Annotated in this window: 16 protein-coding genes; 13 read left to right on the top strand and 3 right to left on the bottom strand. The window is 73.6% G+C overall.

All coding sequences use genetic code 11. The features are described from left to right. Positions 1 to 148: 148 nt before the first annotated feature. Complete coding sequence (locus ACFVSN_RS18000) at positions 149 to 892, top strand: FadR/GntR family transcriptional regulator (protein WP_380437767.1); 744 nt, start codon at positions 149 to 151, stop codon at positions 890 to 892. Positions 893 to 949: 57 nt separating this feature from the next. Here the strand turns inward: ACFVSN_RS18000 and ACFVSN_RS17995 are convergent, their stop codons facing one another. Continuing rightward, a complete protein-coding gene (locus ACFVSN_RS17995) occupies positions 950 to 1279 on the bottom strand; it encodes a hypothetical protein (RefSeq protein ID WP_387955967.1) in 330 nt (109 codons plus the stop codon). Positions 1280 to 1519: 240 nt separating this feature from the next. Between ACFVSN_RS17995 and ACFVSN_RS17990 the strand changes: the two genes are divergently transcribed. The 3 genes from ACFVSN_RS17990 to ACFVSN_RS17980 all read left to right on the top strand — a co-directional run bounded on the left by ACFVSN_RS17990 (position 1520) and on the right by ACFVSN_RS17980 (position 4324). After that, positions 1520 to 2101: a TetR/AcrR family transcriptional regulator gene (locus ACFVSN_RS17990; protein ID WP_387955965.1), complete on the top strand. Its 582-nt coding sequence runs from the start codon at positions 1520 to 1522 to the stop codon at positions 2099 to 2101. Positions 2102 to 2183: 82 nt separating this feature from the next. Beyond that, positions 2184 to 3431: an MFS transporter gene (locus ACFVSN_RS17985; protein ID WP_387955963.1), complete on the top strand. Its 1248-nt coding sequence runs from the start codon at positions 2184 to 2186 to the stop codon at positions 3429 to 3431. Beyond that, positions 3428 to 4324, top strand: coding sequence for an MBL fold metallo-hydrolase (locus ACFVSN_RS17980; protein WP_387955961.1), 897 nt, complete (start codon positions 3428 to 3430; stop codon positions 4322 to 4324). The genes ACFVSN_RS17985 and ACFVSN_RS17980 overlap by 4 nt, the downstream gene beginning before the upstream one ends. Before the next feature lie 19 nt (positions 4325 to 4343). Here ACFVSN_RS17980 and ACFVSN_RS17975 read toward each other — a convergent pair whose 3' ends face one another. Next, positions 4344 to 5432, bottom strand: a complete 1089-nt coding sequence (locus ACFVSN_RS17975) for a polyprenyl synthetase family protein (protein ID WP_387955959.1) — start codon at positions 5430 to 5432, stop codon at positions 4344 to 4346. A gap of 297 nt (positions 5433 to 5729) precedes the next feature. Between ACFVSN_RS17975 and ACFVSN_RS17970 the strand changes: the two genes are divergently transcribed. The 9 genes from ACFVSN_RS17970 (at position 5730) to ACFVSN_RS17930 (ending at position 13772) form a co-directional block, all read left to right on the top strand. Next, the gene (locus ACFVSN_RS17970; RefSeq protein WP_387955957.1) at positions 5730 to 6713 is read left to right on the top strand and encodes a metal ABC transporter solute-binding protein, Zn/Mn family; all 984 of its coding nucleotides are present in this window, start codon (positions 5730 to 5732) and stop codon (positions 6711 to 6713) included. A gap of 48 nt (positions 6714 to 6761) precedes the next feature. Then, a complete protein-coding gene (locus ACFVSN_RS17965) occupies positions 6762 to 7661 on the top strand; it encodes a metal ABC transporter ATP-binding protein (RefSeq protein ID WP_387955955.1) in 900 nt (299 codons plus the stop codon). Beyond that, positions 7645 to 8562 (top strand): metal ABC transporter permease, encoded by a 918-nt coding sequence (locus tag ACFVSN_RS17960; RefSeq protein WP_387955953.1) that lies wholly within the window; start codon positions 7645 to 7647, stop codon positions 8560 to 8562. The genes ACFVSN_RS17965 and ACFVSN_RS17960 overlap by 17 nt, the downstream gene beginning before the upstream one ends. Further along, on the top strand, positions 8559 to 9407 hold the full coding sequence (locus ACFVSN_RS17955; RefSeq protein ID WP_387955951.1) for a metal ABC transporter permease: 849 nt from the start codon (positions 8559 to 8561) through the stop codon (positions 9405 to 9407). The genes ACFVSN_RS17960 and ACFVSN_RS17955 overlap by 4 nt, the downstream gene beginning before the upstream one ends. A gap of 17 nt (positions 9408 to 9424) precedes the next feature. Further along, positions 9425 to 9970 carry a Fur family transcriptional regulator gene (locus ACFVSN_RS17950; protein WP_387955949.1) on the top strand — a complete coding sequence of 182 codons (546 nt, stop codon included), beginning with the start codon at positions 9425 to 9427 and terminating at the stop codon, positions 9968 to 9970. A gap of 183 nt (positions 9971 to 10153) precedes the next feature. Further along, a complete protein-coding gene (locus ACFVSN_RS17945) occupies positions 10154 to 11164 on the top strand; it encodes a permease (protein WP_387955947.1) in 1011 nt (336 codons plus the stop codon). After that, a complete protein-coding gene (locus tag ACFVSN_RS17940; protein ID WP_387955945.1) occupies positions 11161 to 12006 on the top strand; it encodes a TIGR03943 family putative permease subunit in 846 nt (281 codons plus the stop codon). Before ACFVSN_RS17945 ends, ACFVSN_RS17940 begins: the two co-directional genes overlap by 4 nt. 110 nt (positions 12007 to 12116) lie before the next feature. Further along, entirely contained in the window at positions 12117 to 12941 is an 825-nt protein-coding gene (locus ACFVSN_RS17935; RefSeq protein ID WP_387955943.1) for a M55 family metallopeptidase, read from the top strand. Positions 12942 to 13058: 117 nt separating this feature from the next. After that, positions 13059 to 13772 carry a hypothetical protein gene (locus tag ACFVSN_RS17930; protein ID WP_387955941.1) on the top strand — a complete coding sequence of 238 codons (714 nt, stop codon included), beginning with the start codon at positions 13059 to 13061 and terminating at the stop codon, positions 13770 to 13772. Between the two features lie 59 nt (positions 13773 to 13831). Here ACFVSN_RS17930 and zapE read toward each other — a convergent pair whose 3' ends face one another. Beyond that, complete coding sequence (zapE, locus tag ACFVSN_RS17925; protein ID WP_387955939.1) at positions 13832 to 14908, bottom strand: cell division protein ZapE; 1077 nt, start codon at positions 14906 to 14908, stop codon at positions 13832 to 13834. Between the last annotated feature and the right edge of the window lie 56 nt (positions 14909 to 14964).

Below are 14964 nucleotides of genomic sequence, written 5' to 3'. Positions count from 1 at the left end.
GGTTCGACGGTCGGACGGCTCTTCAATGGTCTGGAATCAGTCCATTGGGTGGGTGAGCAGCATCGTTCCGGCTGGACGGGGGCCGCGTCAAGAGTGGGACGGGAACGAGTACGGGAATCCCGTTCGTAGGTACGATTCCGGCGTGGACGTGGACGAAACACGTGAGCGGGCGCGGCTCGACTGGCAGGCCGGGGCGATCTTCCGCCCGGTGCGGACCGGAAACGCCTTCGAGGAGACCGTCGAACGGCTGCTCCAGGCGATCAAGCTCGGCGTCTTCGGCCCCGGCGACCGGCTGCCCGCCGAACGCGACCTCGCCGCCCGGCTCGGCGTCAGCCGCGACACCCTGCGCGAGGCGCTCCGCACGCTCCAGCAGGCCGACTGCGTCGAACCCCGCCGCGGCCGCTACGGCGGCACCTTCGTCACCTACCGGATGCCCGAACCGGACGTCGACGACCTGCGCCGCGCGGCCCGCGACCTCGGCGGCGCGCTGGAGGACGCGCTGACCTACCGCCAGGTCCTGGAGGTCGGCGCCGCCGAGGCCGCCGCCCGGCGCCCCCTCTCCCCCGAGCAGCGGGCCCACCTGGAGAGCCGGCTGGAGGAGCTGGAGGGGGCGCCGGCGGAGCAGTACCGCCAGCTGGACTCGCGCTTCCACCTCGCCATCGGCGAGCTCACCGGCTCCCCCACCCTCGCCGCGGCCATCGCCGAGGCCCGGATGCGGCTCAACGACCTGCTCAACGCGATCCCCATGCTGGACCGCAACATCGAGCACGCCGCCGAGCAGCACCGGGCGATGGTGCGGGCGATCCTCGACGGCGACGGCGACGGCGCCCGCCGCGCCACCGAGGAGCACCTCGCCGCGACGGCGGCGCTGCTGCGCGGCTTCCTGGCCTGAGGCCGCTACGACGCCGCCGCGGACCGGTGGTGCAGCGTGTCGTCCAGCCGTCGTACCTCACGGCGTCGGGCCGTACAACTCCCGCTGCCACAGGGCCTCGCCGAGCAGGTCCAGGCCCTGGCGCAGGTGACGCCGGTAGGTGCCGAAGGGCAGGCCGAGGCGGCGGGCGGCGGCCTCCTGGGTGGGCGCGCCGGAGAAGTGGCCCGCCGTCAGGGCGTCCCGGGCCCGTACGCCGCGCGGGTCCCGCGCGAGGTCCTCGACGGACCGGCGCAGCAGCGCGCGCAACTCCGCGACGGGATCGGCGAGGTCGGCCGCGAGACGGGCCCGCATCAGCGCGCAGGCGGCGAAGGCGCCCGGGTCGCGCCAGTGCGTCAGCGCCTCGCGCACGCCCTGGTCGAACGCGGATTCCCGATGCCGCCCGGTCCGACCACGTAGAAGGCGAACGGCGCCTGCGGCCGCCCGGCCAGAGCGTCTCCGAAGCGCTCCAGTTGCTCGTCCCGGCCTATGAACGCCCGGACGCGCGCGCTGCTGAGCCTCTCCCCCACGGACACCACGGCGGCTCCCCTTCCCTCCGGTTTCAGCCGCCCATCCAACCAGACGCAACTCCTTCGCGTTAGTCTGGACCGCATGAGTGCCCGACCGACCACACGCCCCGGCGGGCGCAGCGCCCGCGTCCAGCAGTCCGTCCACCAGGCCGTCCGCGATCTCGAAGCGGAACTGGGCCGGGACGCCCTCACCGTGCCCCTGATCGCCGCCCGCGCGGGCGTCACGCCGTCCACCGTCTACCGCCGCTGGGGGGACCTGCGGGAACTCCTGTCGGACGTGGCCGTGGAGCGACTGCGCCCCGACGCCCCGCCGGCCGACCACGGGAGCCTGCGGGCGGACCTGGAGGCGTGGACGGCGCAGTTCGCCGAGGAGATGTCCTCGACGGCGGGCCTCGCGTACATCCGCGACGCACTGCTGGGCGATCCCGGGCACGGCAACGCGGCGCGCTGCTCCGACTACGCCGCCGAGCAGTTGAAGGCGATCGGGGTGCGCGCGGCCGGGCGCGGGGAGGCCGTGCCCGACCTGGAGGGCCTGCTGGACGCCGTCGTCGCCCCCCTGATGTACCGGATCCTGTTCCGCCCCTCGGACCTGTCGGCCGCCTACACGGACCACCTGGTGGCGACGGCGCTGGGCCGGATCGCGCCGCCTCCCGCCCTCACGTAAAAGCTAAGGGTTTGCGTTTGAGGGACTGTGAGCCTAGAGTACTTAACGCAAAGCATTCGCCTTAAGGCTCAGAGGTGCTTCCATGTCCAGCGTCATCGCCTTACTGTCCCGTCCCCCTCGCCTTCCCGTCCTGGGCCGCCGCGTCGCCTTCCCGCTCCACGCCTCGGTCCTGGTCGGCCTGCTGGCCGCCTCCAGCGCGCCGACCCCCGTCTACGCGCTCTACCAGGCCGCCTGGCACTTCTCGGCCATGACGCTCACCGTCGTCTTCAGCACCTACGCACTCGCCCTGCTGGTGGCACTCCTGACCGCGGGAACGCTCTCGGACCACCTCGGCCGCCGCCCGGTCCTCGCCGGGGCGCTGGCCGCCGAAGCCGTCGCCATCGCCCTCTTCGCCACCGCCCAGGGCGTGCCGGCGCTGATCGCCGCCCGGATCCTGCAGGGCCTGGCCACCGGCGTGGCCACCAGCGCCGCCGGAGCCGCCCTGCTCGACTTCGAGGACCCCGACCGCCCCGGCCGGGCCACGGCCGCCAACGGCATCACCCCCGTGGCCGGCATGGCGGCCGGCGTCCTGGCCGCGACCGCCCTCGTGCAGTACGCCCCCGCCCCGACCCGGACGGTCTACCTGCTGCTGCTCGTCCTGTTCACCGCCCAGGCCGCCGCCGTCCTGCTCACCCCCGAGACCGCCCGCCCCCACCCCGGCGCCTGGCGCTCCCTGCGCCCCGCGGTGACCGTCTCCCCCGCCTCCCGCCCGGCCTTCGCCCTCGCCGCGCCCGGCATCGTCGCCGCGTGGGCCCTGGGCGGCTTCTACTCCTCCCTCGGCCCCTCGCTCGCCCGGCTCATCGCCCCGCACGCCACCCGCGCCACCGGCGGCCTGGTCTTCTTCACCATGACGGCCGCAGCGGGCCTCGCCGCCCACGCCGCCCGGGCGCTGCCCGCCCGCACCGTCAACCTCGCGGGCACCGCACTCCTGATCCCGGGCGCCCTGCTCACCCTGAGCAGCCCCCAACTGCACAGCCTGACCGCCCTGTTCGCGGGCACCGCCCTCGCCGGCGCGGGCTTCGGCGCCGTCACCCAGGGAGCCCTGCGCCTGCTGCTCCCCCCGGCCGCCCCCGACGAACGCGCCGGCACCCTCGCCGCCTACTACGTCCTCAGCTACCTCGCCATGAGCATCCCCGCCGTCCTCGCCGGACTGCTCACCAACCTCTACGGCCTGCAGACCGCCGTCGCCGTCTACGCCGCGACCGTCGTCCTGCTGGCCGCCACCGGCCTCACCCACGCCGCGCGGCAGCACCGCCCGGCCCCGCACCCCTCCGGAAGGACCCCCCGATGAACACCGGCTGGAACCTCGGCGACCTCACCGTCCGCCGCGTCGACGAGATCGAACTGCCCCGCCAGACCGGCCCCTGGCTGCTGCCCGCCGCCACCAAGGAGGTGCTGGACGAAGCACCGTGGCTGCGCCCCGACTTCGCCGACGCCGACGTCCCCCGCCTGGCGAGCCACGGCTTCGCGCTGGAGGCCGGCGGACTGCGGATCGTCGTGGACACCGGCATCGGCAACGGCAAGACCCGCGCCAACCCGGCCTGGAACGGCCTCGACACCGACTTCCTGGACCGCCTGACGGCCGCCGGCTTCCCGCCCGAGAGCGTCGACCTCGTGATCACCACCCACCTGCACACCGACCACGTCGGCTGGAACACCCGCCTCGACGGCGAGGACTGGGTCCCCACCTTCCCCAACGCCCGCTACCTCACCAGCCGCACCGAATGGGACCACTGGGCCGCCACCGAGCTGGACGAGGCCCGCGCCCAGATGTTCCGCGACTCCGTGCACCCCGTCCACGACGCCGGGCTGTACCACCCCGTCGACGTCCCCGAGCAGGGCCGCGAAGTGGCCCCCGGTGTCCGCCTGGTCCCGGCCCCCGGCCACACCCCGGGCCAGGTCGCCGTGGAGCTGCGCGGAGCCGACCGCCGCGCCCTGATCACCGGCGACAGCATCCACCACCCCGTCCAGCTCTCCCACCCCCACGTGCACAGCTGCGTCGACATCGACTCCGCCCAGGCGATCCGCACCCGCGCCGGGATGCTCGAAGCCCTCGCCGACACCGACGCCCTGCTCCTGGGCACGCACTTCCCGCACCCCACGGCCGGCACCGTCCGCCGCGAGAACGGCCACTACCGCCTCCACGCCGAGCCGGCCGGCAAACTCCCGCCCACGGCGGCCTGATCCAGGCGCCGGCCGCGGCTCACTCGGTGCGCTCGACGCTCCACCCCGGCAGGTACTCGAAGAACGCGACGGCCTCCTCCCGCCACCGCGGACGCCACCCGGCGGCCTCGGTGGCGGCCTCGCGTGCGCGGCGCCGCATGTCCGCCGTCATCTTCTCGGGGACGCCGTGGCGCTCGGCGATGTCCCGGATGGCGGTAATGGCCTCCTCGGTGCAGGCTCCGTCGCCGAGTGCGGACTCCACCAGGGCCCGTTCGGAGCCGGTCGCCACCGCCAGGAGGGCGCGGACGGTGTAGTTGCGGCGCCCTTCCCGGATGTCCGCGCCGGTGGGCTTGCCCATGGCGGCCGCGTCGCCGAAGAGGTCCAGGTAGTCGTCGCGCATCTGCCCGCAGATCCCCACCAGCCGGGCGTAGCGCCGCAGTTCCTCGTCGTGGCGGCCCGGTTCGGCGCCGGCGGCGAGCAGTCCCAGCTGGAGCGGCGCGAGGACGGAGTAGCGGGCGGTCTTGTACTCGGCCACGTCGTGCAGCAGGTCCTCGGCCGGGTCCGCGGTGAAGTCCCGTTCCAGGTCGGCGATCTGGCCGGCGAACGTGGCCGACGCCGCTCGCGTCTGCACCTCCACCATGGCCTGCCGCACCGGGAGCGGGGCCCGGGAGTCGAGGAGGACCCGGAGGGACAGGGCGAGGGCGAGGTCGCCGGCGAGGAGGGAGAGCCCGAGCGCGGCCTGCGGCCGGTCGGGGAACCGGGCGCGGTAGGCGTAGTAGGTGGAGGGACCGCCCCGGCGGGTGGGGCTGTCGTCGATGATGTCGTCGTGGATCAGCCCGTGGGTCTGGAGCAGTTCGATGCTCAGTGCGGCGTCGTCGAGCCCCTCCACGGGGTCGGCGGTCACCAGGTGGGCTGCTTCGAAGAGGAGGGCCACCCGCATCCGCTTGCCGCCGCGCAGTGACAGGTCCCGCAGGAGGTCGAGGCACTCCGGGGTGAACCGGCTGGAGGTCGGGGCGTCGAAGTCGGCGGCCAGGTCCCGGAAGTACTGCTCGAACCGTGCGCCGAACCGCCGCTCGTACCCGGCGAGGCGGGCCCGGATCTGCTCGGTGAGGACGGCGGCATCGGTCACGGGACGGTCTTCCGTTCTAGGAGGGAACGTGCATCCGGCTTGCGCGGAGCGGCACGGACCGGGGCAGCGGTTCTCATGGCGGTGGTTCGGACACCATGCTCCCCCATCCGCAGCGCGGTCCGAGCAGCCGGTGGCCGGCCAGACCCTCACAGCCCCAACGCCAAGACTTGGCAATGATTTCCATCTCAAACTACAAGCCCCTGGTTGTGAAAATCGTTTCCATCTAACGTGGAGGTGTCCACCGGAGCTGGACCCCGCCCACCGGCAGGGCCAGCGGGTTCGAAGGAGCAAGTCCCCATGCGTGCCGCCCCGTCCAGCAAGGCCCGTCCCCGCCCCCTCGGAGTCGTCCTCGGCGCCACCGCCGTCGTCGCCCTCGCCGCCACGAGCGCGTGCTCCACCAGTTCGTCGGCGAGGACCGCGCCCGCGGCGTCCGCGGGGTCGAGCAGCGCCGGTGGCGGCTCGAAGGTGATCCAGGTCGCCGCCGCGGAGAACTTCTGGGGCTCGATCGCCGCCCAACTCGGCGGGGACCACGTCAAGGTGACGAGCATCATCACCAACCCGGACACCGACCCGCACTCCTACGAGCCCACCGCCGCCGACGGCCGCACCGTCGCGGGCGCGGACTACGTGATCGCCAACGGGATCGGCTACGACGCGTGGTCCGACAAGCTGCTCTCCGCGAACCCGGGGCCGAACCGGATGACGCTGAAGATCGGCGACCTGGTGGGGAAGAAGGAGGGCGACAACCCCCATCAGTGGTACTCGGCGGACAGCGTCACCAAGGTGATCGACCGGATCACCGCCGACTACAAGAAGGCGGACCCGGCCGACGCAGCCTACTTCGACCAGCAGAAGCAGACCTTCACCACCCGGACGCTGGCCAGGTACAACCAGCTGGAAGCCGACATCAAGGCGAAGTACGCGGACACCCCGATCGGCGCCTCCGAGTCGATCGTCACCCCGCTCGCCGAGAGCGTCGGTCTGAAGATGCTCACCCCGGAGACCTTCCTCGACGCGGAGAGCGAGGGCACCGACCCGACCGCCGCCGACAAGGCCGCCATCGACCGCCAGATCTCCGGCAAGCAGATCAAGATCTACGTCTACAACTCCCAGAACTCCAACCCCGACGTCGTGGCGCAGGTCAACGCCGCCAAGGCGCAGGGCATCCCGGTCGCCCAGGTCACCGAGACCCTCGCCCCGGCCGACGCCACCTTCCAGGACTGGCAGACCCAGCAGTTGCAGGGCATCGCCGACGCGCTGAAGGCGGCCACGGGCAAGTGAGCGGGCGGAACGAGCCGGGCAAGTGAACAAGCGGAGGGAGACGGGCACATGAGCATCCATCCGATCGAGAAGGTCCGTACGGACATCGGGCACACCGCTCCCGCCGGGGAGCCGGTGCTGTCGCTGCGCGGCGCGGCCGTGCGCGTGGGCGGGCGGACCCTCTGGTCGGGGGTCGACCTGACCGTCGGGGCCGGGGAGTTCACCGCCGTCCTCGGCCCCAACGGGGTCGGCAAGTCCACCCTCGTCAAGGTCCTGCTGGGAGTCCTCCCGGCGGCGGCCGGCGAGGTGCGCGTCCTCGGCGGCGCGCCCGGCGAGCGCAACGCGGCCGTCGGGTACCTGCCGCAACGCCGCACCTTCGACGCGGGCGTGCGCATCCGCGGGGTGGACGTGGTGCGGCTGGGCCTGGACGGGGATCAATGGGGGATCCCCGTCCCGGGCCCGGGCCGGGCCAAGCGCCGGGCCGCCCGGGAAAGGGTCGGGCAGGCCGTCGAACTGGTCGGCGCGGGCAGGTACGCGCACCGGCCGATCGGGCAGTGCTCGGGCGGCGAGCAGCAGCGGCTGCTGATCGCCCAGGCGCTGGTGCGGCGCCCGCGCGTGCTGCTGCTGGACGAGCCGCTGGACAGCCTGGACCTGCCCAACCAAGGTGCGATCGCCGGGCTGTTGGGCCGGATCTGTCACGAGGAAGGGGTGTCGGTGGTGATGGTCGCCCATGACGTCAACCCGATCCTCCACCACCTGGACCGGGTGGTGTACATCGCCGAGGGCGGCGCCGTCGCGGGCAGGCCCGCCGAGGTGATCACCTCCGAGACGCTCACCCGGCTGTACGGCACGCCCGTCGAGGTGCTGCGCACGAGCGACGGCCGCCTGGTCGTGGTCGGGCAGCCGGAGGCGCCGGCGCTCCACACCGACCGGCACGGGAGGGGGGACGCCGATGCCGCTCGCGACTGATGCGTGGTCACCACGGTTCTCCTGGAACCTGGTCGCCGACTTGCAGGACATGTGGTCCTACCTGTCCATGGTGAACGCCTTCCGGGCCGGGCTGATCGTGGCCGTCGTGTGCGCCGTGGTGGGCTGGTTCGTGGTCCTGCGCCGGCAGACCTTCGCCGCGCACACGCTGTCCGTCGCGGCGTTCCCCGGCGCCTCGCTGGCCGTCCTGGCCGGCTTCTCCACCTCGCTCGGCTACCTCGGGTTCTGCACCGCCGCGGCCCTCGTGATCGCGGCGCTGCAGCGCGGGGGCCGGGAGGGCGGGGCGGAGGAGTCCGCCGTCACCGGGACGGTCCAGGCGTTCGCGCTGGCCTGCGGCTTCCTCTTCATCAGCCTGTACAAGGGCCTGCTGGAAGGGCCGATGGCGCTGCTGTTCGGCGACTTCCTGGGCATCACCACCGGGCAGGTGGTGACCCTCGCGGTGATCGGCGCGGTGGTGCTCGCCGTGCTCGCGGTGATCGGACGCCCGCTGCTGTTCGCCTCGGTGGATCCGGAGGTGGCGGCCGGCCGGGGCGTGCCGGTGCGGCTGCTGGGCACGCTGTTCCTGGTCCTGCTGGGCGCGGCCACGGCCGAGGCGAGCCAGATCACCGGCACGCTGCTGGTGTTCGCACTGATGGTGATCCCCGCCGCGACCGCCCAGCAGCTCACCGCCCGGCCGGGGCTCGGCCTGGTGCTGTCGGTGCTCCTCGGCCTGGCCGCCTGCTGGGCCGGACTGATCGCGGCCTACTACCAGCCGTACCCGCTGGGCTTCTTCGTGACGGGCTTCGCGTTCGCCGCCTTCGTCCTCGCCCACCTGGTCCGCCACACCCGCGAGGCCGTCGGCCGCCGCGCGCGGACACCACTCGCGACCGGAGGTGCCGCATGACGTCCGTCGTCACCCAGGCGTTCTTCCAGCACGCCCTGCTCGCCGGGACGTTCATCGCGCTCGCCTGCGGCCTGGTGGGCTACTTCCTGGTGCTGCGCGCCCAGATCTTCACCGGTGACGCGCTCAGCCACGTCGCGTTCACCGGCGCGATGGCCGCCCTGGCCGGCGGCTACGACCTGCGCCTCGGGCTGTTCGCCGCGACCATCGGCGTCGGCCTGCTGATCGGCGGCCTGGGCCGGCACGGGCGCGCGGACGACGTGGTGATCGGCAGCGTCTTCGCCTGGATCCTCGGCCTGGGCGCCTTCTTCCTCACCATCTACACGACCTCGCGCAGCGGCGCCCGGGGCGGCGCCGGCACCAGCGTCCTGTTCGGCTCGGTCTTCGGCCTGCACGGGAACCAGACCGCCGTCGCGGTCGCCATCGCGGGTGCGGTGTGCCTGACCGTGCTGCTGATCGCCCGGCCGCTGCTGTTCGCCACCCTGGACGAGGCCGTGGCCGCCGCCCGCGGCGTGCCCGTCCGGCTGCTGGGATTCGCGTTCCTCGCACTGGCCGGCGCGTGCGCCGGCGAGGCCACCCAGGCCGTCGGATCGCTCCTCCTGCTCGGGCTGCTCGCCGCCCCGGCAGGCGCGGCGATCCGGCTCACCGACCGCCCGTTCCGCGCCCTCGCGCTGTCGGCCGCGCTCGCCGTCGCCGACATGTGGGGCGGCCTGCTGCTCAGCGCGGCGGCGCCGAAACTGCCGCCGAGCTTCGCGATCATGGCCGTCGCCACCGCCGTGTACGCCGCCACCTTCCTGGTCCGCCCGACCCGGACCGCCGGTCCGGCAACGGCCCGAACCGGGCCGTGAGCACGGAGGGTGAGCCGATGACCTCGACGCCGATGACCTCGACGCCGATGACCTCGACGCCGATGACCGAGACGCCGATGACCGAGACGGAGAACACCCCGCTGACGGAGGCCTTCCGCCGAGCCGCCGCCCGCCGCCGGACCACGCGCGAACAGACCCGGGACGACGGCGGGTTCGGCCGCCTCACCCCGCAGCGCGCCGAGGTGCTGCGCGCCCTCGCCATGTGCGAGGACTTCGTCAGCGCCCAGCTCCTGCACGCCGGACTGCTCGCCGCCGGCTCCCGGGTGGGCCTGAGCACCGTCTACCGCACCCTGACCGCGCTGGCCGCCGTCGGCCGCGCCGACGTCATCCGCGACACCAACGGCGAACGGCTGTTCCGCCACCGGCCGGGCACCGCCCACCGGCACTACCTCGTCTGCCGCGCGTGCGGCCTGAGCCGGTCCGTCGAGTCCGCCGCCGTCGAGGCGTGGGCCGACCACGTCGCCCGGACATCGGGCTTCGCGGACGTGCGGCACACCGTCGAACTCACCGGCACCTGCGCCACCTGCCTCGCGGCCGGCTGACCGTCCGCGGCCGCCACCGGCCGCGCGGACGACCCACCACTCCCAGACCCTCCGCGCGACCGGCCCACCGGGACCTCTAGATGAAGATGATTATCAACGCTACTCTATCCCCGCTCCCCACTTGACGGTGAGCAGACAGTTCTCGCCGTCCATCGGCGGCGAGCGGGCTGAGGGGCGGTCACCTTGGTGGAGACGAGTCTCGGCAGCGCCCGGCACCTCCCGGCGGAACCGGCGGTCACCCCGCCCCGCCGGAGGCCCGCGCTGCCGTTCGGAGTACTGGCGGCAGCGGTGGCCACCGTCGTCCTGGTGCCGGCGTGGGACGCGGGCATCGTACGGACCTGGCGGACCGTCATGGTCGCCATCGTGGTGCAGGGCGTGCCGTTCCTGGTGCTGGGCACCGTGGTCTCGGCGGCTCTCGGGGCGTTCGTCCCCGAGCGGGTCTTCACCCGGGTGCTGCCGCGCAACCCCGCCCTGGCCGTACCGGTGGCCGGGGTCGCCGGCGCCGTCCTGCCGGGGTGCGAGTGCGCGTCCGTCCCGGTGGCCGGAAGCCTGATGAGACGGGGAGTCGCCCCGGCGGCGGCCCTGGCGTTCCTGCTCTCCGCGCCGGCCATCAACCCGGTGGTGCTCGTCGCCACCGCGATCGCCTTCCCCGGAATGCCGGAGATGGTGCTGGCGCGCCTGGCCGCCTCGCTCCTGACGGCGGTCGTGATGGGGTGGCTCTGGGTGGCGTTCGGCCGGCCGGAATGGCTACGGCTCCCGAAGGGCCCGGCCGGTGACGGCGACGGCTCGCGCAACCCGCTGGAGGAGTTCCGGCGCGGCTTCCAGCACGACTTCCTCCAGGCCGGCGGCTTCCTGGTGGTCGGCGCCGCGGCCGCCGCCACCTTCAACGTCCTCGTCCCGCCGTCGGTGCTGCGCGTCTTCGCCGACGAACCCTGGCTGGGCGTCCCGGTCCTGGCGTTCCTCGCCGTGGTGCTGGCGGTCTGCTCCGAAGCGGACGCCTTCGTCGCCGCCTCGCTGACCGGCTTCTCACCGGTCGCCAGGCTCGCCTTCATGGTCGTCGGCCCGATGGTCGACCTCAAACTCGTCGCGCTCCAGTCCGGCGCCTTCGGCCGCGCGTTCGCCGCCCGCTTCTCCTCCGCGACCTTCGTCGTGGCCGTCGGCACCAGCATGGTGATCGGAGGGCTCGCGCTGTGAAGGCCACGCTCCGGGGCCTCGCCCCGTCCCTGCTCGTCGCGCTCGTGGGCGCGGCACTGCTACGGATCACCCTCGCCGGGGACGTGTTCCTCCAGTACGTCAAGGAGGGCCTGCGCCTTCCGCTCATCGGCTCGGGACTCGTCCTGGTCGGACTGGGCATCGCGGGCGTCGCACGCCGGCTGGCCGAGCGGCACCGGGAACCCGTGCTGCGCTTCGGCCGGGACGCCGAGGGCAACGCCGTCTGGCACCGGCCCGCCACGCACGAAGGGCACGAGTCCGGGCACGGACACGGGCACGACCACGGCCCTCGGGTGGCGTGGCTGCTCACCGTCCCCGCCCTCCTGCTGCTCTGCCTCGCCCCTCCCCCACTGGGCTCGTTCAGCGCCTCCCGTGACGGCACGGACGCCGTCGTCGACCAGGCCGGCTACGCCCAGCTGGCCACACCTGCGGCCCCCGGCACCACCGTCGGTGACACGTGGACGGACGTGGTCACCCCGATGTCGCTCACCGAGTTCATCGGCCGCAGCCACGACCCGCAGCGGAGCCTGGAGCACCGCAAGGTCCGGCTCACCGGCTTCGTCGCCCCCGGCGCGCAGCCGGGCGAGTGGTACCTCAACCGGCTGGTCGTCAGCTGCTGCGCGGCGGACGCCCGCCGCCTGCGCGTCCTGGTGCACGCCGACGGCCCGCCCCCGGCCACCGACAGCTGGGTGGACCTCACCGGCGTCTGGCACCCCACCCCCGGCACATCGGCCACCGCCGCCCCGCGGATCGACGTCTCCGAACAGCACGGCGTCCCCCAGCCCCGCGCCCCGTACCGGGACATCCCACCTTCGGACGGGTAGCCGGCCACCGCGCAGCGGCGCCGGGCCGCCTTTCGGGTTCGCCCGCCGGACGCGATGATGTCCAGCGGTCCGACTCGTCCGAGCGGGCACGGCCGTCGAGGAGAGCATCGGTGAAGATCTTCATCTCGTCCGACATGGAGGGCACCGCGGGGATCGTCGACTGGGAGCAGTGCCGGCCGACGGGCTCCCAGTACGGCTACTACCGGGAGTTGCTCGAACAGGAGGTCAACGCGGCGATCGAGGGCGCCGCCGCCGCGGGGGCCACCGAGTTCCTGGTCAACGACTCGCACTCCGCGATGTCCAACCTCCGGCCGGACCGCCTCGCGCGCCGCGCCCGCTACCTGTCGGGCCGGCACAAGCCCCTCTACATGATGCAGGGTCTCGACCCGTCGTTCGACGCGGTCTTCTTCGTCTCCTACCACGGCTCGATGTCCGGCGCGGCGTCCGCGCTGTCCCACACGTACAACCCGCGCGCGATCGCCGAAGTGCGGCTGAACGGCATCGCGGCCGGGGAGGCGGGCATCAACGCGCTGGTCGCGCTCGGGCACCGGGTGCCGGTCGTGCTGATCACCGGCGACGACGTCACCGCCCGGCAGTTCGCACCGTTCTGCCCCGCCGCCGAGGCCGTCGTCGTCAAGACCTCGGTCTCCCGGTTCGCCGCCGACAGCCTGCACCCGGAGCAGGCGAGGGAGTTGATCCGGGACGGCGCCACCACCGCCGTACGGAACCTCAGGGACGCCGCACCGCCCGCGATCGCCCTGCCCGCCACCCTCGCCGTCCGCTTCCGCAACGCCGACCTCGCCGAGATGGCGACCTGGATCACCGGCGTGATCCGCGCCGACGACCTCACCGTGCACATCACCGATGACGACCCCGTCCGCCTCTACCGCGCCTTCGTCACCGTCGTGTTGCTCACCCGGGGAATCGCCGAGTAGCCCCCTCGCGCGCCGCCAGCTCGAAGTGGCCGAGCAGGGCACGCGCGGCCCGCCCCGGGTCGGAGTGCCGGAAAACCGTTGGACGGACCGGGCCGGGAGTCGTCATGATCCGCAGTCGTGACGACTCCCGAACAATTCCTGGTCCGGGCCGCCGCCCGCAACAACGCCGAGTGGTGCGCAGCGATGGGCCGATCCCACGGCGTGGCGGGCGAGTTCGGCCCGCACGCCTGGTCCGCGCCGTCCCGAACGCCGGTCTACTACCCGGACGCGGTGACGCTGGCGCCGGGCGCCGACGAGGCCGCGCTGGTGTCGCGGATCGACACCGCCGCACCCGGCGCCTCCGTCAAGGACAGCTTCGCCGACCTCGATCTGACGGCGGCCGGCTTCCGGGTCCTGTTCGAGGCGCAGTGGATCCACCGCCCGGCCGGCGCGCCCGCCGTGGCCCCGGATCTCGCCTGGGACGTGGTGGCAGACCCGGACGCGTTGCGCGCCTGGGCACTCGCGTGGGACGACGGGGGCGGCGACGCAGACCTCTTCCGCCCCGAACTGCTGGACGACCCCGCCACCTCGGTGCTCGCCGCCCGTTCGGCCGACGGCCGGGTGGTCGCCGGAGCGGTGGCGAGCCGCAGCGACGAGGTGGTCGGAGTCTCCAACGTCTTCGCACCGAACTGCGGCCCCGACGCGGCCTGGCCGTTCGTCCTGGACGCAATGACCCGGTTGTTCCCCACCCTGCCGGTGGTCGGCTACGAGCACGGCGACGACCTGGCGGCAGCCGTCCGCCACGGCTTCGAGCCGCTGGGCCCCTTGCTGATCTGGCTGCACGAGCGGTAGCCGATCTTTCTGCGCGAACGCGACGCTCACACCTAGGCTCCAGCGTGGCCCGAGGTCGCTCAGCGGGCGGCTTCCCGAGCCGGATCGCGGAGGAGGGCGAGGCGGCTGGCGGTGCGGTCGAGGTCGCGCATGAGGGTGGAGTCCGTGGAGAGGCCAGCGAGCGGGTCGGCTCCGATCAGGACCAGGCGGACGTCGCGGTCGCAGCAGACGTCGACCAGGTTGGCGAAGCGCCGACGGCCGTCGGGGGACGCCTCGGTGAGCGGGATGACGCCGTCGAGGACGACGGTGGGGAAGCGGTCGGCGAGCGCGAGGTAGTCGGCGACGGCGGTGAGGCCCTCGCACAGCTCCCCGAAGCCGAACCACACGTGGTCGTCGCGAACCGCCCGGGCCGGCAGCTCACGGTGGTGGGCGGCGACCGGACCCGCTTCCTCGGGCCGGGGCGGGGTCAGGCCGGCCGACGTCTCGTCACCGGGGTGGAGACGGGCGCCGAGGGCGAAGCCGTGGCCGCCGTCCGCCCGGGGCCGCTGCCGGAAGTCGACGGGTCCGGAGACGTCCAGCACGTCCATCCGCTCCTCGATCAGCCTGATCGTCGGTTCGAAGAGGTGGTGGTACAGCGGGTCGGGCATCAGGCCGGCGGGCGGGTAGTTGGAGGTGGTGACGAGCGTGATCCGCCGCTCCAGCAGGGTGCGGAGGAGACGGGCGACCAGCATCGCGTCACCCGCGTCGTGGGCGTGGAACTCGTCGAAGACGAGGATCCGGCAGTCGCCGAGGAGTTCGTCCACGGCCCGGTCCACCGCCGCGCCGTCCGCGGGCCGGTTCTCCGTGCCGTGGGCCACGCCCTCGTGCAGCCGGCGGAAGAAGTCGTGGAAGTGCAGCCGCCGCTTGCGCGGGGTCGCCAGCCCGTCGAGGAAGGTGTTCACCAGCCAGCTCTTGCCGCGGCCGACCGGGCCCCAGAGGTAGAGGTGCCGCGGACTGCGGCGCAGCCGCCAGGCCGGGTGGGCCAGTTCGCCGGCCAGTCGGCTGAGTCGTTCGACCGGGAGTTCCTGGGCGGGGTCGAGCGTGAATCCGTGCTGCCCGGCGGCCCGCTGGAAGTGACCACGCATCGCCTCGTACTGCTTCTGCACCCTGTCCGTCACGGGTCCGGACCCTAGCAGGGCACCGGTGTCAGCAAGATCGTCGGCCACACCCCCAT

The sequence above is a fragment of the Kitasatospora sp. NPDC057904 genome, from assembly GCF_042887925.1.
Taxonomy (GTDB): domain Bacteria; phylum Actinomycetota; class Actinomycetes; order Streptomycetales; family Streptomycetaceae; genus Kitasatospora.
The sequence above is the reverse complement of the archived record's forward strand: the minus strand, read 5'-3'. Positions and strand labels throughout refer to the sequence as shown.

Coding starts and splice junctions, on each gene's coding strand:
- ACFVSN_RS17960 (WP_387955953.1), top strand. CDS start 7,645: ATGCCGCTCGCGACTGATGCGTGGTCACCACGGTTCTCCTGGAACCTG.
- ACFVSN_RS17950 (WP_387955949.1), top strand. CDS start 9,425: ATGACCTCGACGCCGATGACCTCGACGCCGATGACCTCGACGCCGATG.
- ACFVSN_RS17990 (WP_387955965.1), top strand. CDS start 1,520: ATGAGTGCCCGACCGACCACACGCCCCGGCGGGCGCAGCGCCCGCGTC.
- ACFVSN_RS17985 (WP_387955963.1), top strand. CDS start 2,184: ATGTCCAGCGTCATCGCCTTACTGTCCCGTCCCCCTCGCCTTCCCGTC.
- ACFVSN_RS17955 (WP_387955951.1), top strand. CDS start 8,559: ATGACGTCCGTCGTCACCCAGGCGTTCTTCCAGCACGCCCTGCTCGCC.
- ACFVSN_RS17980 (WP_387955961.1), top strand. CDS start 3,428: ATGAACACCGGCTGGAACCTCGGCGACCTCACCGTCCGCCGCGTCGAC.
- ACFVSN_RS17965 (WP_387955955.1), top strand. CDS start 6,762: ATGAGCATCCATCCGATCGAGAAGGTCCGTACGGACATCGGGCACACC.
- ACFVSN_RS17970 (WP_387955957.1), top strand. CDS start 5,730: ATGCGTGCCGCCCCGTCCAGCAAGGCCCGTCCCCGCCCCCTCGGAGTC.